The following is a 23,276-nucleotide window of genomic DNA, read 5'->3' as shown; positions in this document are numbered from 1 at the left end:
GCTTTTATGCGTGTTAGCCTCGCTTAAATCGGTGGGGAGAGACGATCTCCCTCGGAGCGGATTTCATCCTGCTCTAAATGTCCGCGAAGAGACGCCAACAGGGAGTGATGCATGGCCACCGCCGCCAGAAAAGCGCCTGCCAAATCCAAAAACGACGGTAAATCACAAGGGCTCTCGGCCCCGAAGCCTGCCGACTTCACCAAGGACGATGAGCTCGCCGCCTACCGGCACATGCTGCTCATCCGCCGCTTCGAGGAAAAGGCCGGCCAGCTCTACGGCATGGGCTTCATCGGCGGCTTCTGCCACCTCTATATCGGTCAGGAAGCTGTCGTCACTGGCATGAAGATGGCGCTGATCGAAGGCGACCAGATGATCACCGCCTATCGCGACCACGGCCACATGCTGGCGATGGACCTGTCGCCGCGCGGCGTCATGGCGGAGCTCACCGGGCGCCGGGGCGGCCTGTCCAAGGGCAAGGGCGGCTCCATGCACATGTTCTCCAAGGAGAAGCATTTCTATGGCGGCCACGGCATCGTCGGCGCGCAGGTGTCGCTCGGCACCGGTCTCGCCTTCGCCAACCGCTATCGCGAGAACAAGAACGTCTCGCTGACCTATTTCGGCGACGGCGCCGCCAACCAGGGCCAGGTCTACGAAAGCTTCAACATGGCCTCGCTGTGGAAGCTGCCGGTGATCTTCATCATCGAGAACAACCGCTACGCCATGGGCACCTCGGTGTCGCGCTCCTCGGCCGAGACCGATTTCTCGCATCGCGGCGCATCCTTCAAGATCCCCGGCATCCAGGTCGACGGCATGGACGTGCGCGCCGTCAAGTCCGCCGCCGATCTCGCCACCGAATGGTGCCGCGCCGGCAACGGCCCGCTGATCCTGGAGATGCAGACCTACCGCTATCGCGGCCATTCGATGTCCGATCCGGCGAAGTACCGCTCCAAGGAAGAAGTGCAGAAGATGCGCTCCGAGCATGACCCGATCGAGCAGGTCAGGGCGCGGCTGCTCGACAAGAAATGGGCCAGCGAGGACGAGCTCAAGGCCATCGACAAGGAGGTCCGCGACATCGTCGCCGACGCCGCCGAATTTGCCCAGAACGACGCCGAGCCGGATCCGTCCGAGCTCTGGACCGACATCGTACTGTAAAGGGAGGGCAAGGACATGCCGATCGAAATTCTCATGCCCGCTCTCTCGCCGACGATGGAAGAGGGCAATCTTTCCAAATGGCTGAAGAACGAGGGCGACAAGATCGTCGCCGGTGACGTCATCGCCGAGATCGAGACCGACAAGGCGACGATGGAAGTCGAAGCCGTCGACGAGGGCACGCTCGCCAAGATCGTGGTTCCCGCCGGTACCGAAGGCGTCAAGGTCAACGCTGTGATCGCCGTGATCGCGGTTGACGGCGAGGACGTCGACAAGGCCGGCGAAGGCATCGGCGAGGAGCCCGCCAGGCCTGAGGCGGCAGCACCTGCGTCTGTTGCGGCCAAGAGCGAGGCCGCGGCACCGGTCGCCGCAGCGCCGAGAGCGGAAGTCGCCGCCGATCCGGACATTCCGGCCGGCACCGAGATGGTGTCGACCACGGTGCGCGAGGCGCTGCGTGACGCCATGGCCGAGGAAATGCGCCGCGACGGCGACGTCTTTGTCATGGGCGAGGAGGTCGCCGAGTACCAGGGCGCTTACAAGATCACGCAAGGCCTGCTGCAGGAATTCGGACCGCGCCGCGTCGTCGACACGCCGATCACCGAGCACGGTTTCGCCGGCGTCGGCGTCGGTGCCGCGATGGCTGGCCTGAAGCCGATCGTCGAGTTCATGACCTTCAACTTCGCCATGCAGGCGATCGACCAGATTATCAACTCGGCCGCCAAGACGCTCTATATGTCGGGCGGCCAGATGGGCGCACCGATCGTCTTTCGCGGACCGAACGGCGCCGCCGCCCGCGTCGCCGCCCAGCACTCGCAGTGCTATGCCGCCTGGTACAGCCATGTTCCCGGGCTGAAGGTGGTGATGCCGTACACTGCGGCCGACGCCAAGGGCCTGCTCAAGGCCGCGATCCGCGATCCGAACCCGGTCATCTTCCTCGAGAACGAAATTCTCTACGGCCAGTCCTTCGATGTGCCGAAGCTCGACGATTTCGTGCTGCCGATCGGCAAGGCGCGCATTCATAAGCCGGGCAAGGACGTCACCATCGTCTCCTTCGGCATCGGCATGACCTACGCGGTCAAGGCCGAAGCAGAGTTGCGCGGCATGGGCATCGACGCCGAAATCATCGATCTGAGGTCCATCCGTCCGCTCGACTTCGACACCATCATCGCCTCGGTCAAGAAGACCAATCGCCTGGTCGTGGTCGAGGAAGGTTTCCCGCAGAGCTCGGTCGGCGACCATATCGCCAACCAGGTGTCGCAGCGCGCTTTCGACTTCCTCGATGCGCCGGTCATCACCATCGCCGGCAAGGACGTGCCGATGCCTTACGCGGCCAACCTCGAAAAGCTGGCATTGCCCAATGTCGGCGAGGTCGTCGAGGCGGTCAAAGCCGTCACGTATCGCTGAGCCGGGTGGGAGGGAAACATGCCAATCAACATCACCATGCCGGCACTCTCGCCCACGATGGAAGAAGGCAATCTTTCCAAGTGGCTCGTGAAAGAGGGCGACAAGGTTTCGCCGGGCGACGTGATCGCCGAGATCGAGACCGACAAGGCGACGATGGAGGTCGAGGCCGTCGATGAAGGCACGGTCGCCAAGCTGGTCGTTCCGGCTGGTACCGAAGGCGTCAAGGTCAACGCGCTGATAGCCATCCTGGCCGGCGAAGGCGAGGATGCCGGCGCTGCCGCAAAGGGTGGTGGCGATGCTGCACCCAAGGCCGAGGCTCCGAAAGCCGAAGCGCCAAAGGCGGAAGCGCCGAAGCCGGCAGCCGCGGCGGCGCCCGCGCCGGCGAAGGCAGAGCCTGCTCCGGCCGCCAATGGCCACGCTGGCGGCGAGCGCACCTTCGCCTCGCCGCTTGCCCGCCGCATCGCCAAGGATGCCGGCGTCGATGTGGCTAATGTCCCGGGAACGGGGCCGCATGGCCGTGTCGTCAAGGCTGACGTCGAGGCGGCGATTGCCGGCGGCGGCGCGAAGGCCGCGCCCGCTGCCAAGGCGCCTGCCGGTGCTCCGGCGGCAGCTCCGGCTGCAGCGCCGAAGCCGATGTCGGACGACCAGGTGCTGAAGCTGTTTGCCGAAGGCTCCTACGAGCTCGTGCCGCATGACAGTATGCGCAAGACCATCGCGCGCCGCCTGGTCGAGGCCAAGTCAACCATCCCGCATTTCTATCTGACGCTCGACTGCGAGCTCGACGCGCTGTTGGCGCTGCGCACGCAGCTCAATGCCGCCGCACCGGTGAAGAAGACCGAGAAGGGCGAGGTTCCCGCCTACAAGCTCTCGGTCAACGACATGGTGATCAAGGCGATGGCGATGGCGCTGATGGCGGTGCCGGATGCCAATGCCTCGTGGACCGACAGCGCCATGGTCAAGCACAAGCACGCCGATGTCGGCGTCGCCGTGTCGATCCCTGGCGGCCTGATCACGCCGATCATCCGCCATGCCGACGAAAAGACGCTGTCGACGATCTCCAACGAGATGAAGGACCTGGCCAGCCGCGCCCGCAGCCGCAAGCTGAAGCCGGAGGAATACCAGGGCGGCACCACGGCTGTTTCCAATCTCGGTATGTTCGGCATCAAGGATTTCGCCGCCGTCATCAACCCGCCGCATGCGACGATCCTGGCGGTCGGCGCCGGCGAGCAGCGGGCGGTGGTGAAGAATGGCGAGATCAAGATCGCCAACGTCATGTCGGTGACGCTGTCGACCGACCACCGCGCCGTCGACGGCGCGCTCGGCGCCGAACTGCTCGGCGCCTTCAAGCGCATGATCGAAAATCCGATGGGCATGCTGGTCTGACTGCCCGATAGCACAGGCTCTACCCGGTCGCCGAGCCGGCGGGCGCTTTCAGGAAGAGCCGTGTCCTGGATCAGAACGACCGAGCGTCCCTTTGATCCGGTCCGGGAGCTATTTCTGCCGGAAGGCGGTGTGGAACGATGTCACCAGCGGCCCAAGGATATAGTCGAGCGCCGTGCGCTCCTCGGTGACGATCATCACCGAGGCCGGCATGCCGGGATAGAGCGATATCTCAGGGGCGGCCGCCAGTTCGGCCGGATCGACCGCAATGTCGGCGACATAATAGGGAAGGCCCGTCTTGCTGTCGGTGATGCGGTCGGCCGATATGCGGGTGACATGTCCGTGGATGATCGGTATCGAGCGCTGCTTGTAGGATGTGAAGCGGACTTCGGCCGTCATGTCGGCTCTGAGGCTCGATATGTCCTCGACGCGAACCTGCGCCTGGACAATCAGCGAATTTTTGGTTGGCACGATGTCGAGGATGGTCTGGCCCGGCGCAACGATCGCGCCGATCGAGAAGACGGTGAGGTCCATCACCTGGCCGTCATAGGGCGCGCGGACCTCGGCGCGGTCCATGGCGGCCTGGGCCGCGAACATCTTGGGCACCAGGTCGGCGAGATTGGATTGCGTCTCGATCAGCATCGCCGAGAGCTTGGCCCGGCGCTCGTTGGTCAATTGTGCGATCTGGCTCTCGAGTTCGGCCTTGGTCTGCCGGCTGCCGGCGATGGCGCCGAGGTTCTCGTCGATCAGGCCCTGCAGGTCCGAGGCGGATCGGTCGAGTTCCAGGATGCGCGGGCGGGTGGTCAATCCGGCCTTCAGCAGCTTCGACAGGCTCGCCTTCTCGTCGACGGTCGATTGCAGCTGGGCACGGTATGAATCGACGCGGGCCTGCTTGCCGTCGATCTGCTCGTCGAGCTCGGCTATCCGCTTCTGGAGGATCTGCCTGGCGCCTGCCAACGAAGCGCGCTGGCTTTCGAGGTCGGCGACCTGGTTGGCCATGGCGTCCTTGAGATAGGCCTGGTGCTCGCCGGCGATGTCCTGAGGAAAGGCAACGTCCTGGCTGCCGTCCAACTCCGCCCGGATCCTGGCGTCGGTGGCGCGCAGCAGCGCATATTGCTGGGCGTAGAGATTGAACTCGGAGCGCAGCCTGGTGTCGTCGAGCAGCAGCAGGACCTGGCCCGTCTTGACGATGTCGCCGTCCTTGACGCGGATCTCTTTCACCGTTCCGCCGTCGAAGTGCTGCAGGCTCTTGCGGTTGCCTTCCACCTTGACCACAGCATCGGCGAGCACGGCGCCGTTCAGCGGCGCGAAGGCCGCCCAGCCGCCGAAGACGCCGAAGAAGGCGAGGATGATCAACAGGCCGATCAGGGCCGGCAGCCGGATCGAATCCGGGGCCGGGATGCCGGCTTCGCCGGGCAGGCTGCGATAGATGAGGGCGCTGTCGCTCAAACGTCTCTCCCCTCGCAGCTCATTGGGTTGCCACCGCTATTGGAGCCTGGCGCTGGTTGAGCAGCGCCACGATTTCGTTCCGCATGCCGAAGGCTTCGACGGCGCCGTCGCGCAAGAGCAGGATCTTGTCGACATTGGCGAGTGTCGAGGGCCGGTGCGAGACGATGATGACCGTGCTGCCGCGCCGCTTTAGCTCGATCGCGCAGTCGCTCAGCGCGCGGTCGCCATCGGCGTCGAGATTGGAGCTCGGCTCGTCCAGGATGATGAGGTTCGGCGTGCCGAACACGGCCCGCGCAAGAGCGATGCGCTGGCGATAGCCCCCGGACAGCACCGCGCCGCCTTCGCCGATCTGCGTCTCGTAGCCCTGCGGCAGACGGATGATCATCTCGTGCACGCCGGCCAGCCGCGCGGCCTCGATCACCTCTTGGTCGACATTGGTCTTGAAGCGGCCGATGTTGGCGGCGACGGTGTCGGCGAAGAGCTCGATATCCTGCGGCAGATAGCCAATGTGGTCGCCCAGCGCATCGCGCCCCCAATGCGACATGTCGGCCCCATCCAGCCTGACGGTGCCGCGGCTGGGCTGCATGACGCCCGCCAGATGCCTGGCCAGCGTCGACTTGCCGGCGCCCGAAGGCCCGACGATGCCCAGCGCCTCGCCGGCCTCCAGCCGGAACGACACGTCGCGCAGCAGCACCTTCTGCACACTGGGAACGGCGAAGCTCACCTGCTCGACAGAGATCCTGCCGGTGGGCTTCGGCAGGTTGAAAGACCGCTCGCTTTGCCCGCCGCCATCGACCAGCTTGCGAACCCTCGCAAGGGCGGCGCGCGCCAGGATCAGGCTGCGCCACAGGCCGACGATCTGCTCGACGGGCTGCAGCCCGCGGCCGAGCAACAGGCTGGCCGCGAACATCGAGCCGGCGGTGGTCTGCCGTTCGATCACCAGATAGGCGCCGAGGCCGAGGATGAGCGACTGCATGGTCAGGCGCAGGAAGCGGATCAGCCCCGACATCAGCGCGGCGCGGTCGCTGGCTTGCGCCTGACGCAAGAGTGCAAGGTTGCGGTCGCGGCCCCAGCGGCGGACGAGGCCGTCGATCATGCCCATGGCGCGCACGACTTCCGAATTCCTGAGGCTCATCTCGGTGAAATTGTAGTTGGTCGTCGCGATGTCGTTGGCCTGCTTCAGCGGCGCGCGCACCAGGTATTCGTTGAGCACGGCCATGGCAATGAGCAGAAGCGCTGAGCCGAGCGCGAAGAACCCCAGCCAGGGATGCAGCAGGAAGATGATGCCGATGTAGATCGGCGACCAGGGCAGGTCGAACAGCGCGTGGATGCCGCTGCCGGTGATGACCTGGCGGAAGGTGTCGAAGTCGCGGATCGGCTGGCTCTGCGCGGCGCCCTGCGAAGGCGTTTCCACCGATGCGGCGAGGATCCTGGCCGAAAGCAGCCGATCCAGGCGCGCGCTGGCGCGCGTCAGGATCCAGGCGCGCACTAGATCGAGGCCGGCCAGCGCAAGGAAGGCCGCCAGCAGCACGATCGTCAGCATCACCAGCGTCGTCTGGCTGCCGCTGGTAACCACCCGGTCGTAGATCTGCAGCATGTAGAGCGGCGAGGCGAGATAGAGCAGATTGATCGCCAGGCTGAACGCCGCCGCGACCAGGAAATAGCGGCGACACGCCCGAAGCGCGTCCTTCACGATCTGCGATTTGTTATCGATGCCCAAAATGCCCAGCGGAGAACCGCCCCCTGTCTACACGCCCCGAACCGATACTACTCCCGATCTTCCCGCCAGCCATGCGATCGGCTCGTAAACCTGTTGTAAACCTTAATTCGCAAGGTGAACGAGCTGTCCTGCAACGTCAGCTGAGCCGCGCATATCCGCGCGGCTCAGGTTCTTCTTCACAGCACGAAGTCGGTCGTCAGATGAACCACCGTCCTGCCGGCGCCGTCGTCGGCAAGGGCGAAGCTGTCGGCATCGTAGACGCCGAGCAGGTGGAGCGTGGCATTGTGCGTGCCGTCCGTGACAGTCAGCGTGCCTCCGGTGCCGTCCTGGTCCACCTGATAGGCGGCTGACGTTCCGGCCCCGAACAAGATGTCGCCGAGGTCGATCTTGTCGTCGCTGGTCATTCCGCCGATCTTGCCGCTGAAGTCGAAGGAATCGTCCAGCCGCAGGATGCCGGCGGCATCCATGGCGAAGGTGACGTTGATCGACGAGGCCTCGCCGAACTCCAGTTGCGACAGGTTGCCGATGGTGGCGCTGCCTGTGCCGGTGACCTGACCTTCGATGGTGACGTTGCCGCCATTGGCCCAGATCAGCCCGGAATTGGCGAGCCCACCGGTGATCATCAGGCCGCCCGAACCAGTTGCCTCCAGCGTTCCCGAGTTGACGGTGACGTTGGAGCCGGTGTCGATGACGAGCGCATGGGTTCCGGTGGCGATGATAGTGCCCTGGTTGTTCAGCGACAGGGAACCGCCACCCAACTGGCCGGCGCCCGAGATGGTGTTGTCGACATTGGTCAGGGTGACATCGGCGGTCGTGCCCGAGATCACGTTGCCAGCGCTGTCAGAGAGCACGATCTGCCCGCCCCCCTGCAGCGTTATCCCGTTTTGGATGATCTGCAGCAGTGTGCCGCTGCCGGCAGAGTCGAGCGAGATGAGGCCGCTGTTGTTGATCGTGCCGCTCAACGGCATCAAGGCGCCGTTGCTGATCGTCATGGTGCCGGCATTGTTCACCACCGGCGTCTGGTCGAAGACGAAATTGCCTTCGGTGAGCGCGCTCGAATGCACGCCGTCGATCGTGATCGACTGGCCGTCGGCAAGCGCGATCATCGCATTGCCGTTGCCGTCGTCGGCCATATGCGCCTGGACATCGGCGAAGCTCTGGAAGCCGGAATAGCCGATCAGGTCGATCTTGTCCGCGGCGGTATCGAAGCTGTGCACCGTGTCGTTGCCGATCGGCTGCGAGAAGACAAAGAGATCGTCGCCACTCGAGCCGGTCAGCACGTCGTCGCCCGACCAGGCGAAGATCGGCGAGCCGGGCGCATAGGCTTCGACATTGTCGGCGATCGAAGCGCTTCCGGTCGTGCCGTCGGCGTTGGTCCAGGTCATCTGGACATCGAGCACCGCCGCCCCGGCGAAGTCGGCCGGCGTGGTGACCGTCAGCCCGTGCAGGTCGTTCGTCACAACCGTCCAACTGCCGTCGGCATTGTGTGTCGCACCGTCGATGGTCCAGCCGGAGGGCACATCCTTCACCGTGACGGTGATGAGCGCGCCCTCATGCGATGGATCGGTGAGGGCGAGGTTGATGGGCTCGCCGGAGGTGCCGGCGGGTTTGAGGCCGGTTTGGCTCGCGGCGGTGCTGAGGTTGCCGGCACCGTCCTTGAAAGCACCGGCAGCAAAAGTTGCCGTGTAGGTGAAACCGTTGTTGGGTTTAGTCACCTGGAGCGTGTAGGTGTCGACCGTATTGCCGCTGCCGTCGGTGGTGGTGCCCCATGTACCGGTAGTTGAGACAAGGCTGACCCCAGGCGTCAAGGTCAGTTTCGTCGCATCGAAGAACGTGTGGTTCATACCGGTTTCGCTGAACCGAACGATCAGGGTGCTCGGCGAGCCGGCATTTCCCTGAACGCCCGTTATCAGCGTGATATTTGGTGGTGTGATGTCGCCAGCGGTGTCGATGGCCACCGTGTCGGAGCCGGTGCCGCCGAGGTTGAGGGCGGCGTCGGTGTAGCTGCCGGCGGTCACCGACACCGAGCCGGTGCCGGTGAAGCCGTCGTCGGCGGTGAAGGTGGCGGTGTAGACCAGCGGGTCGGCCGTCGCCGCCAAGCCGCTGATGGTGCCGTGCGTGGCGGTGATGTCGCCGGCGTCGAAGCCGACCGGAACCTCCGAGAAGGTGAAGGTGACGACCGAGCTGTTGTCGCCGTCGGCCAGCGCGCCGTCGACGATATTGACCGCAACTGTCGGATTGAGTGTGTCGATCGCCACCGTGTCGCTGCCACCAGCGCCAGCGTTGCCGGCGGTGTCGGTATAACTGCCGGCCGTGACCGAAACGGTGCCAATGCCATCATAACCGTCTGCTGCGGTGAACTTCGCCGTATAGTGCGAAGTATCAATCATCTGAAAGTCAGTCAGCGTGCCGTGAGACGCCGTAACATCGGCCGCTGTGAAACCCGTCACCGGGCCAGTGAATGTGAAGGTTACGACCGAGTTGTTGTCGCTATCACTCAAGGAAGAATCGACAATATCGACGGCTACAGGAACCTTGCCGGCACTATCGAGAACCAAAACCTTCTCAACGCCCGTGACCTTGAGATCGAGCGTCTTAAAAGTATAGACCGAGCTATCGGCCTGGCCGGTTTGGGCGCTTATGTGCGCCGGAAGCCAAACATTCTTGAAGTATGCGATCTCTGCCGTAATTGCGGCATCGCTCAGTTGGGCCGCACTGAGCCATATCTGCAGAGTGTCGACGTCCGGTGTGGAGCCGGTCTTGCCGAGCTGCACCGCGCCGTTTCCGCCGTCATAGGTATCATAGCCCGTAAAAGTAGTTCCGCTCAAAGCCGTTTGAGTGGGTACTGTCCCACTAGCGGTCTGGTCTGTTCCAGAATACAGCGTCCCGCCTGTTACCGTCTGGGTGGAACTCGTGAATGTGCTGCCAAGGCGGTACTGGTTTTCATAGGCTTTGTAGATCAGCGTATCTGTCCCTGAGCCTCCAAGAACGGTGTCAAAGCCGCTACCGCCATTGAGGATGTCATCACCCGATCCGCCGTTCAGACGATCGTCTCCAGCGCCGCCGGCCAGCACGTCGTCTCCGCTGCCGCCAACCAGATTGTCGCTGCTGTTCGTGCCAATGGTCGTTGCCATGACCTGTCCCCTATCGCCCTAGTTGTTCTTGTGGGTCGGCAATGCCGACGTCGACCCGCCATTTGCAGCGGGGGCGTACCAAAATTGGGAATATGTGAGGGCAAATTCGCCTTCGCCAACAAACGAAGACGTCGTGGTGCCGCCGGCACCGGTGACCTGAGTAGCCATTTTTCACCCCTGTTGTTTAACGACAGACGCCCCACCGCCTGTCGACCCCATTGAAAGACCAGCCGCTTCTTGACTGAAAATGTTGCACAGCCGGCGCGCAGATACCGGCAGACATCGATTGTATCAGCGCACCAGAGGGCCCCGATGCCGGCGCTGAGCTACGGCCAGCAAAATGCGTGGCCGGTCACAGGCGGGTGGTGGCTCAAATGGTGATGGCTGCGGCGAAAGCGATCGCCGCGCTGCGTCTCCCCAGCCCCTTTAGCGTCGCTTAACCCGTTGTTGCCGGTCGGGGGCCATTTTATTCGACGCTTATATTAGGGTATTATTAACCCTGTCAGCGAGGAGGCGTCAACATCCTGCTTGGCATAACAGTTAATATTACGGCCGCTACTCATTTCAGCGCATGGCCGCAGGACCGGTTGCGCGGCAATCGACGCATCCGGAAGATAGGCTGCGCCGGTAGAGACCCCGTGGTTCAGCTCCGCCTTGCCGCTCTTTTCCTCATGCGGCCAAGAGGGCGGGGACCGATGGTCCGGCGGCCTTGCTCGACACCGGGCGCGTTTCGCCAAGCAACTGCGCGCATCAAAATCCTGAGGCACCTTTCAGGCCAAGCATCCGGCGTGGCTCGGCCGGCGTCGCGATCTCGTGGCCGAACTCGGTGAGCCGGTCGGCGAGAGCTAGCTTCCCGCCAACGACAGGCCGCTGGCGCGTTCGCGCAGCAGGGCAAGCAACTCGCTTCGGCGCGCTTCCGGCGTGTCGACGGGCAGTACGAAACAGAGCGTCTTGTTGATGGCGCCGTGGCCGTCCTGGATCGGCGCGGCCATGCACCAGGTGAAGCGGTCAGCGAGTGCCGCGGTCTCGCTGAAGCCCTGCTGGCGCGCCAGTTCGACGTCGGCGAAGAATTCTTCCGCAGGAATGATCCGGCCGTCGGGCAGTTTGTAGTCGCCGGCGGGAATGAAGCTCTTCAGCTCTTCCTTGCCCATATGGCCGACCAGCAGACGTCCCGACGCCGTCCACGGAATCGGCACCTCGACGCCGACATCGCTGGAAATGCGGAACGGTCCGGGCGAATCGCGGCAGTCGAGGACGACGTATTTGTTGCCGCGCAGCCCACACATCTGAACCGTCTCGCCGGTCTCCGCCGCCATCCTGTCCAGCGTCTCCAGGATGCGCCGGTAATGCGCGTTGTGGTGCGAATAGGCCCAGCCGAACAGGTGCATCGCCCGGCCGAAATAGACATAGCCCTCGGTGCCGACAGTCTCGAGCATCTCGGCTTCGAGCAGGCGGTTGACGATCTCGTAGGTGGTCGAGCGCGGCGCCCCGATCATCTTGGCGAGGTCGCCGACGCGCACCGGCGCGCGGTGCCTGAGCAGCGCCTCGAGCAGCATGATGACGCGGTCGATGCCACGGCGCCGCTCGCCACCTTGCGGTGACGCACCGCCAGCCTCGATCAGATCGGTCTTGCCATCGCTCATTTCAGCCGCCCGAAATCATTTTTAAGTCCTCGTCTCAAGACGCTTGAAAGAAGTCAAGGCTCGGTCTAGCATCCCTTCTGTCCGATATACAGACATGATGTCTGAAATACCGGACAGATTAACGAGCCGGACAGAGAAGTCCAGACGAAAAAACGGGCGGTTCCGCAACGCGGCAACCGGCGGGTTTTGTCGTCCCGACCCCGCGCGCCCGGACACAACCACTGAAGGGGAACAGTCATGATGAAATCGTCGTTTTTCGCATCCGCCAGCGCCCTTTGCCTCGGTCTCGTCCTGGCCCTGGGCGTAGGCTCGCAAGCCAATGCCGCCGCCAAATGCATCAAGGGCGACCGCAAGGCGCCGTACACGATCGGCTGGGCCAACATTTATTCGGTGCCGACCTGGATGAAGCAGACGCAGGGCACCATCGAGGCCGAGGTCGAGGCGCTGAAGAAGCAGGGTCTGGTCGACAAGCTGGTGGTGACCGACGCCCAGGGCGACGCCAACGTCCAGATCCAGCAGATCCAGTCGATGATCGATTCCAATGTCGACGCCATCATCCTGATTGCCGGTTCCTCGACCGCCCCGGCGCGCGTCATCGCCGACGCCTGCGCCAAGGGCATCGCCATCATCAATTTCGACAGCCTCGTCGACACCGACCAGGTGACCGCCAAGGTCAACACCGATTCCTCGCAGTGGGGCGACCAGGCCGCCAAATTCCTGATCGACGCCATCGGCGGCAAGGGCAAAATCCTGATCCTCAACGGCCCGGCCGGCGTCTCGGTCAGCGACGACCGCCGCAAGGGCGCCGATGCCGAGCTCAAGGCTCATCCCGATGTGAAGGTCCTGGCCGAGACCAACACGCCCTACAATGTCGCGCCGGCGCAGGAAGCCGTCACCAGCCTGCTGTTCGCCAATCCCGACATCGACGGCATTCTGTCGCTCGGCGGCGCGCTGTCGGCGGGCGCGGTGCTGGCGCTCGACAAGCAGGGCCGCGACCAGGTGCCGATCACCGGCGAGAACGCGCGCCAGTTCCTCGAACTGTGGAAGGATAAGGGCCTGAAGAGCTGGGCCACCATGCAGCCGAACTGGCTCGGCGCCTTCGCCACCTACACCGCTGTTCAGGCGCTTGAAGGCAAGGACGTGCCGGCCTTCGTCAAGATCCCGCTGCCGGTGATCGACAATTCCAACATCGACGAATACCTCGCCAGGGCCAAGGATTTCCCGGCTGACGGCTACATCTATTCGCCCTACGATGAGGAGCTGTTCAAGAAGCTGCTGGCGCAGAAGTAAGCCGGAAGGGTTGTAGAATTGACAACCAGGGCTCCGCTCCTTGCCGCGCGGGGGGTGTCGAAGGCTTTCTTCGGCAACCCCGTCCTGCGCGAGGTTTCGATCGCTCTCCAGCCCGGCCGCGTGCATGCGCTGCTCGGCGAGAACGGCGCCGGAAAGTCGACGCTGATCAACCTTCTGTCCGGGGCCTTGCGCCCGGATGGTGGGGCGATCGAGGTCGACGGGCGCGCTGTCGCGCGCATGACGCCGGCGCTGGCGCGGCAGGCCGGCATTGCCGTCGTGCAGCAGGAGCTCAGCCTGACGGCCAGCCTTTCGATCGCCGAGAACATCGGCCTCGGCGCCTATCCGAAGCGCTTCGGCCTGGTCGACTACAATGAGCTCGCCGCACGGGCCAGGGCGGCGTGCGGCCTCGTCGGGCTGCACGAGCCGCTGTCGACGCCGGTCGGGCATCTGTCGCTCGGGCGCCGGCAGATGGTGGAGATCGCCAAGGCGCTCTACCGCCGGCCGCGGGTGCTGATCCTCGACGAACCCACCTCGTCGCTGTCGGCGACGGAAACGAAGATCCTGACCGATCTGCTGGAGCGGCTGCGCCGGGAAGGCATCGCCATCCTCTACATCTCGCATCGGCTGAACGAGGTGATGGCGCTCTGCCAGCATGTCACGGTGCTCAAGGACGGCACCTGCACGGCGGACCGTTCGCTGGACGGAACAGACGCCAGCGGGCTGGTGCGGCTGATGGTCGGCCGCGACCCCGGCGATCTCTTTCCCAAGTGGCAGCCTTCCGCGTCGACGGCCACGGCGATCTCGGTCCGCAACTTCTCGGCCGGCCTGATGCGCGACGTCGATTTCGACATCAGGACGGGCGAGGTGCTGGGCATCGGCGGCCTGGTCGGGCAGGGGCAGGAGGATCTGCTGCTCGGCCTCTACGGCGCCATTCCGGCAAGGACGGCTTCGGCGAGCGTCAATGGCGCGTCGGGCCTGCCCGGCGGCGTGCCGAAGGCCAATGCGCTCGGCCTCGCCTATGTGCCGGCCGATCGCAAGCGCGAGGGACTGCATCTGATCCACCCGATCATCACCAACATGATGCTGCCTGCTTTCGCGCGGCTGCCGGCGCTGAAGCTGCGCAGCCGCCTGGCTGAGCGCAAGACGGCAAAGGGCCTTGCCGCGCAGCTTGCCATCAAGGGCGATCTTGAACGGCCGGCGCAGGCGCTTTCCGGCGGCAACCAGCAGAAGGTGGCGCTGGCGAAATGGATGCCGCACGATCCGCTGGTGCTGCTGCTCAACGACCCGACGCGCGGCGTCGATGTCGAGACCAAACGCGAGATCTATTTGATGCTGCGCGCCTTCGCCGCCGCCGGCAAGGCCGTCGTACTGCTCAGCTCCGACACGCCGGAGCTGGTGCATCTGTGCGACCGCGTGGCGGTGGTGCGGGAAGGCCGCATCGTCGCCACCCTCGAGCGCGCGGCGCTGAGCGAAGAAGCCATCGTGTCGGCGGCGATGGGCGCCGAGAAGCAGAAGGTCGCGGCATGAGCATTTCTTCCTCCGCGAAACCTGCCGGCTCGCTCTACTGGCCGGTGCAGGCGCGCCGCAACATCGGCGTGCGCAGCCTGTTCGTCGTCGTGCTGGCGTTTCTCATCGCCTACGGCGTGCTGTTCCCCGGTCTGTTCACGGCCTCCGGCTTCGCCAAATTCACCCAGAGCTGGTTCCCGCTGGCATTGGTGGCGATGGCGCAGGCGATCCTCATGCTCACCGGCGGCATCAGCCTGGCGATCGGCGCCACCGTCAGCCTCGGCGCCGTCATCGCCGCGACCACCATGGCGGGCCCGCTCGGCGTCGCCGGCGGCGCTGCTGCCGTTGCAACGGCCGGGCTCGGCATCGGAGCCGTCACCGGCTTCATCGTCGTCAGGCTTCGCCTGCCGGCGATCGTGGTGACGCTCGCCGGCTCCTTCATCATCGGCGGGGCCGCGCTGCTGATCCTGCCGCGGCCAGGCGGCGCCATTCCGGAATGGCTCTCCGACCTGCTGGCCGGCGATACCCCCGCTGCCTTCGTGCTTCTGGTGATGATCGTCCTGCTGTGGAAGCTCTATCTGGCGACGCCGCTGGGATTGAGCCTCTATGCTGCCGGCGAGAATCCGGTCGGCGCCTATCGGTCCGGCGTGCCGGTCGATATGGCGCGCGTCGCCGCCTATGCGATCAGCGGCCTCCTCTCGACCAGCGCCGGCCTCTTCGTCGCCGCACAGACGGGCTCGGGCGATCCGGTGATCGGCAACGCCTTCACGCTCAACTCCATCGCCGCCGCCGTGCTCGGCGGCATCGGCTTCCTCGGCGGGCAGGGCACGATGCGCGGCGCGCTGGCCGGCAGCCTGCTGCTCAGCCTGATGATCAGCGTCATGTTCTTCCTCGGCTTCACGCCGGTGGCGCAGTATGTCGCGCAGGGGCTGATCATCATCGGCGCCGTCGCCATCCCGCAATTCCGCAAGGTGCAGCCATGACAGCCTGGAACGACAACGCGGGCGGCAGGCGCGCCGTGGCGATCCTGAAGAGCCGGCCTTTCCTCACCGTCGCCATCGTCGCAGCGGTGTGGATCGGCGCGAGCTTCGCCTCGCGCGGCTTCGGCGCCTATGGCCATCTGCGCTATCTGGTCGAACTTGGCGCCGTGATCGGCCTGGTCGCTGCGGGCCAGACCTTCGTCGTGATCGCCGGCGGCATCGATCTTTCCGTTGCCGCGATCGTCACCGTCAGCGCCATCAGCCTGCCGTTGCTGTCATGGCAGGCCGATCCGACCGGCCTTGCGCCGGTCTTCGCGGTGCTTGCGCTGACCACAATGATCGGCCTGGTTAATGGACTTGGCGTCGCGCTGCTGCGCGTTCATCCGATGATCATGACGCTGGCCATGGCGACCTTCCTGCAGGGTCTGCTGATCATCATTGCGGGCGGCAGCGCCGTTACGGCCGAAAACCCGCTCGTCCATTGGCTCGGCAATGCGCGGCCGGCCGGGATTCCGGCGGGCATTCTGCTCTGGGTGGCCGTTTCCGCGATCGTGCTGACGGTGATGCATGCCACGCCTTTCGGCGCGCGCATCTTCGCCATGGGCGCCAATCCGCTTGCCGCTACCCTGTCCGGCGTGCCGGTAACGTCGACGACGCTTGCCGTCTACGGCATCAGCGGCTTCACCGCGGGGCTCGCCGGCGTGCTTGTGCTCGGCATGAACGGACAGGGCTATGTCGGGATCGGCGATCCCTACCTGCTTGCCTCGATCGCGGCGGTGGTGCTCGGCGGCACGTCCATTCTCGGCGGGCTCGGCACCTATGCCGGGACCATTCCCGGCGCGATCCTGCTGGTGACGATCACCGCGCTGATCACCGTCGTCAACGCATCGCCCGGCTGGCGCAGCATCCTGTTCGGCTCGCTGATTCTCGGCCTGCTGCTTCTCTCAGGCAGGGAGCAGGCCCGCCGATGACAATTCGTCCAGCCGGTAGATGCGCCTTGCGTTGCCGAAGAACAGTGCTCCCTGCTCGTCCGCGGAAAGGCCAGCCGAAATGGCTTTGAAGCTGTCATACACCTCGTCGAACGAGGCGTGCAGGCCGGCGACGGGAAAGTCGGAGCCGAACATGGCGCGATCCGCGCCGAAACAGTCGATGCAGTGCAGGACCACCGGTCGCAGGCTGTCGAGCGTCCAGTCATGATCGTAGGCGACGAGGTCGGAGATCTTGACGGCGACGTTGTCGCGCTGCGCCAGCAGCCGCAGCCCGTCGCGCCACCTGCGCATGCCGTCGGCGTCACGGTCGATCGGGCTGCCGCAATGGTTGAGGACGAATTGCTGGTCCGGAAACGCCGCGGCGAGGCGAGCGGCGTCAGCCAGTTGGCGCGGGAACACCATCAGGTCGAAAGAGAGACCGTAGCGCCCGAGCAGCTTCAGTCCGGAGCGCCAGGCCGGATCGTCCATGATGCCGTCGCGGGCGGCGAAGCGGCGCGCCGGATCAGGATCCCAGCTCAGAATGTCGCGGACGCCGACGACGCGGTCGAACGCGGCCTGCGCCTCGATCATCGCCGGCGCCTGTCGGCTGGCCAGCGGCACGTGGACGACATAGCGGGCTGCGACGCCTTGCGACTTTTCGAGCGTCTCCAGCCAGCGCGTCTCGCCGACGCAGTCGCCGGCGGCCCAGCCGGCTTCGACATGCACGCTGGCAACGACATCGTGCCGGCCGGCGTCGCGGAGGTAATCGTCGGGAAGATAGTTGCGACGCAGCGGGCCAAGCTCGCCCAGGCCGCCGCGTTCGCCGGCCGTGGCGTTCAGCCAGGGGTGCCGGCCGAGGCCGAGGTCCCAGAGATGATGATGGGCGTCGATGATCGGTCCGGAGTAGGGGGCTGGCACGCGTTTCTCGCAGGCTGTGGGGGGCGCCGACAATCGGTCAGGCCCTCGTTTGGCGATGGCGCAAGAGGTAGCATTCGATGAGCGGGAACACATCGGCTCCGCCGCTTGCCGTGCATGAAAATTTTTGGCTCGACGACCGGATACGCGGCGTGCCGCCCGGCACGGCCGCGCTAGACAGCAGCCATGTCGGCCAGCAAGGCTGGCATCCGGCTGACGGGCGCATGTCGCTGCCTTTGCTGACGCTCGAAGAGGCCGCCTTCGCGTCAAATCGCGACCTGTTCCTGCGCTATGTCCGTGAGCATGGCGCAGAGATCGCGCCGCATGCCAAGACGCCGATGGCGCCCGATCTTGCTCGGTCACTGGTCCAGGCTGGCGCGTGGGGCACCACGGTCGCCGACATCAGGCAGGCCACGGTGATGCTCAAGGCCGGACTGACGCGGCTGATCATCGCCAACGAGGTCGGCGGCACGGGCGGCGCGAACCGGCTCGCGGCGCTCGTCGGTGCCTGGCCGAACGCCGAGCTCTATGTCTTCGCCGACTCGGTCGCCGCCGTGAACGCGCTGGCGCAGGCCTGGCGCGCCAATGCTGCGCTTGCTCCGTTGCGCGTGCTGGTCGAGCTTGGCGCGGCGAGGGCAGGTGCGCGAAGCACCGCCGAAGCCGAGGCGATCGCCGATGCGATCGCGGCGACCGGCGGACGCTTGCTGATCGCAGGCGTCGCGACCTATGAAGGGGCAGCCGCGCAGCCCGATCCGGTGCGCACCGACGAGGTCGTCTCGGCGCTGCTGGCGAATGTCGGCGACATGTTCCTCAGGCTGCGCGCCCGTGTCGGCAGCGAGGCGCCGCTGATCATGACGGCTGGTGGTTCGGTCTTCTTCGACAAGGTGGTCGCGTCACTTTCGCCGCTTGCCGCGAAGGACGGCAACGCGAGGCTGGTGCTGCGCAGCGGCGCTATCTTCTTCCACGACCATGGCGTCTACGACCGATCGCTGGGCGCGGTCGATGCCCGCAACGGTTTTGCCGTCGATGGCGCCGGCGCTTCGGCGCGGCGTTCGTTCCGCCCGGCGCTGCGCATCTGGGCGGAGGTGCTGTCGCGGCCCGAGACCGGCCTCGCCATCTGCGGCATGGGCATGCGCGACGTCTCGTTCGACCAGGGTTTCCCTAAGCCGCTGACGGTCTATCGCGCCGGCCAGTCGCTTGCGGTGCCGTTAAAAGCCGAGGTCGTGAAACTCAACGACCAGCACGCCTTCCTGTCGCTTCAGCCGGACGATGACATCGCCGTCGGCGACGTCATCGAATTCGGCATCTCGCACCCCTGCACCTGCCTCGACCGTTACCGCGTCATCTTCGGCGTCGACGAGAGCGGGCATGTGACGCACGCCTTCCCCACCTATTTCGGCTGACCAGGGCCACAAGAAGAGACTCTCGAAAGGATCCGACATGATCAAGTACTTCCAGTCCGGCTCCCGCATGTCACAGGCCGTCGTCTATGGCGGCATGGTGTACATAGCAGGACAGGTCGCCAACGACCGCAAGGCCGGGATCGAGGCGCAGACCAGCGATGTGCTGGCCAAGATCGAGTCGCTGCTCATCGAAGCCGGCAGCAGCAAGTCGAAGCTCGTAGCGGTCAACATCTTCCTGCCGCAGATCGGCGACTTCGATGCGATGAACAAGATCTACGATGCCTGGGTGGACCCAACGCGGCTGCCTGCCCGCGCCTGCGTCGAGGCGCGGCTGGCCGATCCGGACCTGCGCATCGAGGTCACGGCGGTCGCGGCTGTCTGAGGGGGGAGCCATGCATACCGGCCTCGTCCACACGCTCGATTTCGACCGCGACGGCAAGACGCTCGCGCACTTGAGCATTCCGTTCTCGATCGACCGCTCGCCCTATTTCCAGGTCAAGGTGCCGATCTGCCTGATCCGCAACGGCGAAGGCCCGTCGCTGCTTTTGATGGCCGGCAATCACGGCGACGAATATGAGGGCGAGTTGTCGCTGGCCAAGCTTGTGCGCAGGCTCGATCCCAAGCGGATCAGGGGTCGCGTCACCATCCTGCCGATGGCGAACGCGCCGGCGGTGATGGCCGCCAAGCGCTGCTCGCCGCTCGACGGCGGCAACCTAAACCGCGCCTTTCCGGGCGATCCCTCGGGCGCGCCGACCAGCCGGCTCGCCTATTTCCTCGAGACCGAGCTGTTTGCCCGTCACGACGTCGTCTTCGACATCCATTCCGGCGGCACCTCGATGGAGCATCTGCCGACGGCGTTGGTCGAACGCAATCCCGAGCCCGAGCGCCATCGGCGCGGCGTCGAGCTGATGCGCACGCTCGGCATGCCCTATGGCTTCATTGCCGACAATGGCGCTGCCTCGCCAACCTCGATGGGTGCCGCGCGCCGGGCCGGCGCGATCGGCGTCAGCGGCGAGTTCGGCGGCGGCAGTACGGCGACGGTGGATTCGATGGCGCTCACCGCCCGCGCACTCGACAGGCTGATGGTGGCGCTGGGCGTGGTCGATGCGCCCGTTCTGGCGCCGGAGGCCGAGCCGATTGCTCCAACGCGCCTGCTTTCGCTGTCCCGCCACAGTCAGGGCATTTATGCGACGCGGCGCGGCTGGTTCGAGCCCGCCGTCAGGCTCGGTGACAGCGTGAGCGCTGGACAATTGGCCGGCTGGTATCACGACCTTGAACGGCTCGAGCTCGACGAGGAAGCCTTGCATTTCGCCGAGAGCGGCATCGTGCTGTCGCGCCGGCTGCACACGATGTGCGAGGCTGGCGACTGTCTGATGCAGGTGGCCGAGCCGGTCGAAGGCTGAAGACCGAGGCTCCTGGCCACATTACGAACTCGAGGATCAGCATGCAGCTATCGATGTGGACCTATCCCTGGGACATCCAGGATCTCGGCCTTGAGACGGTCGAACGCGATCTAACCCAGCGCGCGGGACTGAACATGGTCAGCCTCGCCACGTCCTACCATGCCGGGCGGTTCCTGCAGCCGCGCAGCCCGCGCCGGAAGGCCTACTTTCCGGAGGATGGCACCATCTACTTCCAGCCGACGGCGGCGCGCTGGGCCGACCTTGCCATCCAGCCCAAGGTGGCCGATGTGATCGGCGAAGGCGGCGACGTGCTCGGCCAGCTCGTGCGCCGCCGCGAGGCGGGCGGGCCTGGGGTCTCGTGCTGGACAGTGTGCCTGCACAACACCCGCCTCGGCATGCTTCACCCCGAGGCCGTCACCCGCAACGCCTTCGGTGATGCCAACTACTACAATCTCTGTCCCTCGCATCCGGACGCGCGCGCCTATGTGCGCGCGCTGGTCGCGGATATCTCGCACGGCTACAGGCCGGACCGGATCGAGCTCGAGAGCCCATCCTTCATGGGCTTTGCGCATGAGTACCATCACGAAAAGGATGGTGTCGGCCTGACGCCGGAGGACGATTTCCTGCTGTCGCTGTGCTTCTGCCCATCCTGCCTGGATCGCGCCGCCGAGGCCGGTGTCGATGGCGAGCCGGCGCGAAAGCTGGTCAGGCAATGGATCGCCGAGGCCTGCGAGCGCGCCGTGCCCGAGCGGCGCTTTCCCGACTTTCCGGCAAGCGGGCTCGATACCTTCCTGCCGTGGCCGGAACTTCACGCCTATCTCGCCTGGCGCTTCGAGCCGGTGACCAGCCTGGTCGCCGAGCTGCGCGAGGTGGCGCACCCGTCAACCAGGGTCGTCATCATCGATCTGAAGGAGGGCTGGCTCGGCGGCTGCGATCTCGCCGCGCTCGGCAAGGTCTGCGATGGGGCGATCCTGTGCGCCTATGACATGCAGGCGGGCGATGTCGCTGGACTGCTCGAAGCCGGACGCGCGGCGCTCGGCCCGGAAAAGGTCCTCGGCACCGGCTACCGGCTCTTTTATCCGGAGATGGCCGGCGCGGACGTGCTCGCTGCCAAGGTGAAGCCGGCGAGGGCGCCCGGCGTCGACGGCATCAACTTCTACAATTACGGCCTCGTTCCCGCCGCGCGGCTCGACTGGGTCGGCGCGGCGCTGTCAGCTTGAGAAGCGGAACCCGGAACGATCTGCCGGCTGATGCATTTTGGCCCTGTGCCAATCAGCTGGAGACATCATGCGAATTGCCCATGTCGCGCCGCTCTATGAGTCCGTGCCGCCGAAACTCTATGGCGGCACCGAGCGGATCGTCTCCTACCTGACGGAAGCGCTGGTGGCGCTGGGGCACGAGGTGACGCTGTTCGCCAGCGGTGACAGCCGCACCTCCGCGAGGCTCATCCCTGGCCGGGAATGCGCGCTTCGCCTCGACCCGCGCCCGAAGAAATCGGAGATAGCAGCGCATCTGGCGATGCTGGCCGAGGTCCGCGAGCGGGCGCACGAGTTCGACCTCATCCACTTCCATCTCAGCCATTTCCTGCATTTTCCCTTCTTCGCGGATATGGCCGGACGGACGGTGACGACGCCGCATGGCAGGCTGGACTATGTCGATCTGGCGCCCGCCTACCGGCGCTTTCCGCGCTTTCCGATGATCTCCATCTCGCGCAGCCAGAGAGCGGGGCTGGCCGAGGCCAACTGGCTGGCGACGATCCACCACGGATTGCCGATCGATATCTACCGGCCCGCTTTCGAGACGACGAAGGAGGAACCGTACCTTGCCTTTCTTGGTCGGCTTTCGCGCGACAAGCGGCCTGACCGCGCCATTGAGATCGCGCGCCGCTCGGGGTTGAAGCTGAAGCTGGCGGCCAAGATCGGCGACGACGACCGCGCCTATTTCCATGACGAGATCGAGGCGCTGATCGACGGTGACCGCGTCGACTATGTCGGCGAGATCGCCGAGGACGAGAAGGCCGACTTCCTCGGCAAGGCGGCCGGCCTGCTGTTTCCCATCGATTGGCCGGAGCCGTTCGGCCTGGCTCCAATCGAGGCGATGGCCTGCGGCACGCCGTCGATTGCCTGGAATCGCGGCGCCTTGCCGGAGATCATCGACCAGGGCGTGACCGGATTTGTCGTGGAGTCGATGGACGAGGCGATCGAGGCAGTGCCGGCGCTGCTTCGGCTGGACCGTCGAAAGGTCAGGGCGGCCTTCGAAAAGCGCTTTTCCGCCACCAGAATGGCTCGCGACTATGCAGCGGCCTATGCGCGCCTCATCGGCGGTTCAGCCGAAGCCAAGGCGTCGTGAGAGGCGCAGCCTGATCCGGGGGCGAAACAAACGGGAAGAAACCGATGACAGAGCTCGACGAGCGCAAGCTTGATCCCGCCGTTGCCCTTGCCTCGCTGGACGAGACCGCGCCGCGCGAACCGCACCGGCTGTTCGCGCTGAAGCAGGGCGACTGCTTCGTGGTGGCCGACGCTTATGGCGACATCAGGGGCGCGGGTGACGGCTTCTTCCGCGACGACACGCGCGTGCTTTCGGAATTCCGGCTGACCGTCGGCGGCCGGCAGACCTCGCTGCTCGGCGCCTCGCTCAGCCAGGACAATGTGCTGTTCACCAGCAACCTCACCAATCTGCCGATCCAGAGCGCCGGCGGGCGAGACATTTCACAAGGCGCAATCCATGTCGAGCGCGTCAGGCTGATCTGGCAGGACCGGCTGTTCGAGCGCATCACGCTTTCCAATTACAGCCAGGAGACGTCGGCCATCCGCGTTTCGCTGCACTTTGCCGCCGATTTCCGCGACATGTTCGAGGTGCGCGGCTCGACGAGGGCAAAGCGGGGCACCGCACACGCGGCCAAGATCGATGCGACGTCGGTGCTGCTTCACTA

Annotated in this window: 18 protein-coding genes; 13 read left to right on the top strand and 5 right to left on the bottom strand. The window is 65.3% G+C overall.

The features are described 5' to 3' along the window. Positions 1 to 111: 111 nt before the first annotated feature. Genes pdhA through EN780_RS07190 form a run of 3 tightly spaced genes read left to right on the top strand, consistent with a single transcriptional unit; the run spans position 112 to position 3,936 of the window. Positions 112 to 1,152, top strand: a complete 1,041-nt coding sequence (pdhA, locus tag EN780_RS07200) for a pyruvate dehydrogenase (acetyl-transferring) E1 component subunit alpha (RefSeq protein WP_127286906.1) — start codon at positions 112 to 114, stop codon at positions 1,150 to 1,152. A gap of 15 nt (positions 1,153 to 1,167) precedes the next feature. Next, a complete protein-coding gene (locus EN780_RS07195) occupies positions 1,168 to 2,553 on the top strand; it encodes a pyruvate dehydrogenase complex E1 component subunit beta (protein ID WP_127393515.1) in 1,386 nt (461 codons plus the stop codon). An 18-nt stretch (positions 2,554 to 2,571) separates the two neighbouring features. Continuing rightward, positions 2,572 to 3,936, top strand: coding sequence for a pyruvate dehydrogenase complex dihydrolipoamide acetyltransferase (locus tag EN780_RS07190; RefSeq protein WP_128272856.1), 1,365 nt, complete (start codon positions 2,572 to 2,574; stop codon positions 3,934 to 3,936). A 108-nt stretch (positions 3,937 to 4,044) separates the two neighbouring features. On the opposite strand, the gene EN780_RS07185 is transcribed toward EN780_RS07190, so the two are convergent. From EN780_RS07185 to EN780_RS07170, 4 genes are all read right to left on the bottom strand, one after another. After that, the gene (locus tag EN780_RS07185) at positions 4,045 to 5,382 is read right to left on the bottom strand and encodes an HlyD family type I secretion periplasmic adaptor subunit (RefSeq protein ID WP_128272854.1); all 1,338 of its coding nucleotides are present in this window, start codon (positions 5,380 to 5,382) and stop codon (positions 4,045 to 4,047) included. 19 nt (positions 5,383 to 5,401) lie between these two features. Further along, complete coding sequence (locus EN780_RS07180; RefSeq protein WP_128272858.1) at positions 5,402 to 7,096, bottom strand: type I secretion system permease/ATPase; 1,695 nt, start codon at positions 7,094 to 7,096, stop codon at positions 5,402 to 5,404. A gap of 182 nt (positions 7,097 to 7,278) precedes the next feature. Then, the gene (locus tag EN780_RS40505) at positions 7,279 to 10,236 is read right to left on the bottom strand and encodes an Ig-like domain-containing protein (protein WP_281035352.1); all 2,958 of its coding nucleotides are present in this window, start codon (positions 10,234 to 10,236) and stop codon (positions 7,279 to 7,281) included. Between the two features lie 845 nt (positions 10,237 to 11,081). Then, positions 11,082 to 11,879: an IclR family transcriptional regulator gene (locus EN780_RS07170; RefSeq protein ID WP_127283714.1), complete on the bottom strand. Its 798-nt coding sequence runs from the start codon at positions 11,877 to 11,879 to the stop codon at positions 11,082 to 11,084. 237 nt (positions 11,880 to 12,116) lie between these two features. Here EN780_RS07170 and EN780_RS07165 point away from each other — a divergent pair, with 237 nt between their 5' ends. The 4 genes from EN780_RS07165 to EN780_RS07150 are packed head-to-tail and all read left to right on the top strand — an operon-like array spanning position 12,117 to position 16,626. Continuing rightward, on the top strand, positions 12,117 to 13,169 hold the full coding sequence (locus EN780_RS07165; RefSeq protein WP_128272852.1) for an ABC transporter substrate-binding protein: 1,053 nt from the start codon (positions 12,117 to 12,119) through the stop codon (positions 13,167 to 13,169). An 18-nt stretch (positions 13,170 to 13,187) separates the two neighbouring features. Next, entirely contained in the window at positions 13,188 to 14,696 is a 1,509-nt protein-coding gene (locus tag EN780_RS07160) for a sugar ABC transporter ATP-binding protein (protein ID WP_128272850.1), read from the top strand. Next, positions 14,693 to 15,658: an ABC transporter permease gene (locus tag EN780_RS07155; protein ID WP_127392081.1), complete on the top strand. Its 966-nt coding sequence runs from the start codon at positions 14,693 to 14,695 to the stop codon at positions 15,656 to 15,658. Before EN780_RS07160 ends, EN780_RS07155 begins: the two co-directional genes overlap by 4 nt. Next, positions 15,655 to 16,626 (top strand): ABC transporter permease, encoded by a 972-nt coding sequence (locus tag EN780_RS07150; protein ID WP_127392080.1) that lies wholly within the window; start codon positions 15,655 to 15,657, stop codon positions 16,624 to 16,626. The genes EN780_RS07155 and EN780_RS07150 overlap by 4 nt, the downstream gene beginning before the upstream one ends. Here EN780_RS07150 and EN780_RS07145 read toward each other — a convergent pair. Continuing rightward, entirely contained in the window at positions 16,600 to 17,541 is a 942-nt protein-coding gene (locus EN780_RS07145) for an amidohydrolase family protein (protein ID WP_128272848.1), read from the bottom strand. The two genes, EN780_RS07150 and EN780_RS07145, sit on opposite strands and share 27 nt — an antisense overlap. 77 nt (positions 17,542 to 17,618) lie before the next feature. Between EN780_RS07145 and EN780_RS07140 the strand changes: the two genes are divergently transcribed. From EN780_RS07140 to EN780_RS07115, 6 genes are all read left to right on the top strand, one after another. Continuing rightward, positions 17,619 to 18,941 carry an alanine racemase gene (locus tag EN780_RS07140; protein WP_128272846.1) on the top strand — a complete coding sequence of 441 codons (1,323 nt, stop codon included), beginning with the start codon at positions 17,619 to 17,621 and terminating at the stop codon, positions 18,939 to 18,941. Between the two features lie 37 nt (positions 18,942 to 18,978). After that, positions 18,979 to 19,323: a RidA family protein gene (locus tag EN780_RS07135; protein WP_128272844.1), complete on the top strand. Its 345-nt coding sequence runs from the start codon at positions 18,979 to 18,981 to the stop codon at positions 19,321 to 19,323. A 10-nt stretch (positions 19,324 to 19,333) separates the two neighbouring features. Further along, the gene (locus tag EN780_RS07130) at positions 19,334 to 20,344 is read left to right on the top strand and encodes a succinylglutamate desuccinylase/aspartoacylase family protein (protein ID WP_128272842.1); all 1,011 of its coding nucleotides are present in this window, start codon (positions 19,334 to 19,336) and stop codon (positions 20,342 to 20,344) included. 41 nt (positions 20,345 to 20,385) lie between these two features. Then, positions 20,386 to 21,564, top strand: coding sequence for a hypothetical protein (locus tag EN780_RS07125; RefSeq protein WP_128272840.1), 1,179 nt, complete (start codon positions 20,386 to 20,388; stop codon positions 21,562 to 21,564). A gap of 67 nt (positions 21,565 to 21,631) precedes the next feature. Continuing rightward, positions 21,632 to 22,693 carry a glycosyltransferase family 4 protein gene (locus EN780_RS07120; RefSeq protein WP_128272838.1) on the top strand — a complete coding sequence of 354 codons (1,062 nt, stop codon included), beginning with the start codon at positions 21,632 to 21,634 and terminating at the stop codon, positions 22,691 to 22,693. A gap of 44 nt (positions 22,694 to 22,737) precedes the next feature. Next, positions 22,738 to 23,276: glycogen debranching N-terminal domain-containing protein (locus EN780_RS07115; RefSeq protein WP_281035351.1), on the top strand; the 539-nt coding region annotated here is incomplete at its 3' end.

The organism is Mesorhizobium sp. M4B.F.Ca.ET.089.01.1.1 (assembly GCF_004022605.1).
GTDB lineage: Bacteria > Pseudomonadota > Alphaproteobacteria > Rhizobiales > Rhizobiaceae > Mesorhizobium > Mesorhizobium abyssinicae.
The sequence above is the reverse complement of the archived record's forward strand: the minus strand, read 5'-3'. Positions and strand labels throughout refer to the sequence as shown.

What these genes read in the sequence shown, in the direction of transcription:
- pdhA (WP_127286906.1), top strand. Translation starts at nt 112, where the DNA reads ATGGCCACCGCCGCCAGAAAAGCGCCTGCCAAATCCAAAAACGACGGT.
- EN780_RS07195 (WP_127393515.1), top strand. Translation starts at nt 1,168, where the DNA reads ATGCCGATCGAAATTCTCATGCCCGCTCTCTCGCCGACGATGGAAGAG.
- EN780_RS07190 (WP_128272856.1), top strand. Translation starts at nt 2,572, where the DNA reads ATGCCAATCAACATCACCATGCCGGCACTCTCGCCCACGATGGAAGAA.
- EN780_RS40505 (WP_281035352.1), bottom strand. Translation starts at nt 10,236, where the DNA reads ATGGCAACGACCATTGGCACGAACAGCAGCGACAATCTGGTTGGCGGC.
- EN780_RS07170 (WP_127283714.1), bottom strand. Translation starts at nt 11,879, where the DNA reads ATGAGCGATGGCAAGACCGATCTGATCGAGGCTGGCGGTGCGTCACCG.
- EN780_RS07165 (WP_128272852.1), top strand. Translation starts at nt 12,117, where the DNA reads ATGATGAAATCGTCGTTTTTCGCATCCGCCAGCGCCCTTTGCCTCGGT.
- EN780_RS07155 (WP_127392081.1), top strand. Translation starts at nt 14,693, where the DNA reads ATGAGCATTTCTTCCTCCGCGAAACCTGCCGGCTCGCTCTACTGGCCG.
- EN780_RS07150 (WP_127392080.1), top strand. Translation starts at nt 15,655, where the DNA reads ATGACAGCCTGGAACGACAACGCGGGCGGCAGGCGCGCCGTGGCGATC.
- EN780_RS07140 (WP_128272846.1), top strand. Translation starts at nt 17,619, where the DNA reads ATGAGCGGGAACACATCGGCTCCGCCGCTTGCCGTGCATGAAAATTTT.
- EN780_RS07135 (WP_128272844.1), top strand. Translation starts at nt 18,979, where the DNA reads ATGATCAAGTACTTCCAGTCCGGCTCCCGCATGTCACAGGCCGTCGTC.
- EN780_RS07130 (WP_128272842.1), top strand. Translation starts at nt 19,334, where the DNA reads ATGCATACCGGCCTCGTCCACACGCTCGATTTCGACCGCGACGGCAAG.
- EN780_RS07125 (WP_128272840.1), top strand. Translation starts at nt 20,386, where the DNA reads ATGCAGCTATCGATGTGGACCTATCCCTGGGACATCCAGGATCTCGGC.
- EN780_RS07120 (WP_128272838.1), top strand. Translation starts at nt 21,632, where the DNA reads ATGCGAATTGCCCATGTCGCGCCGCTCTATGAGTCCGTGCCGCCGAAA.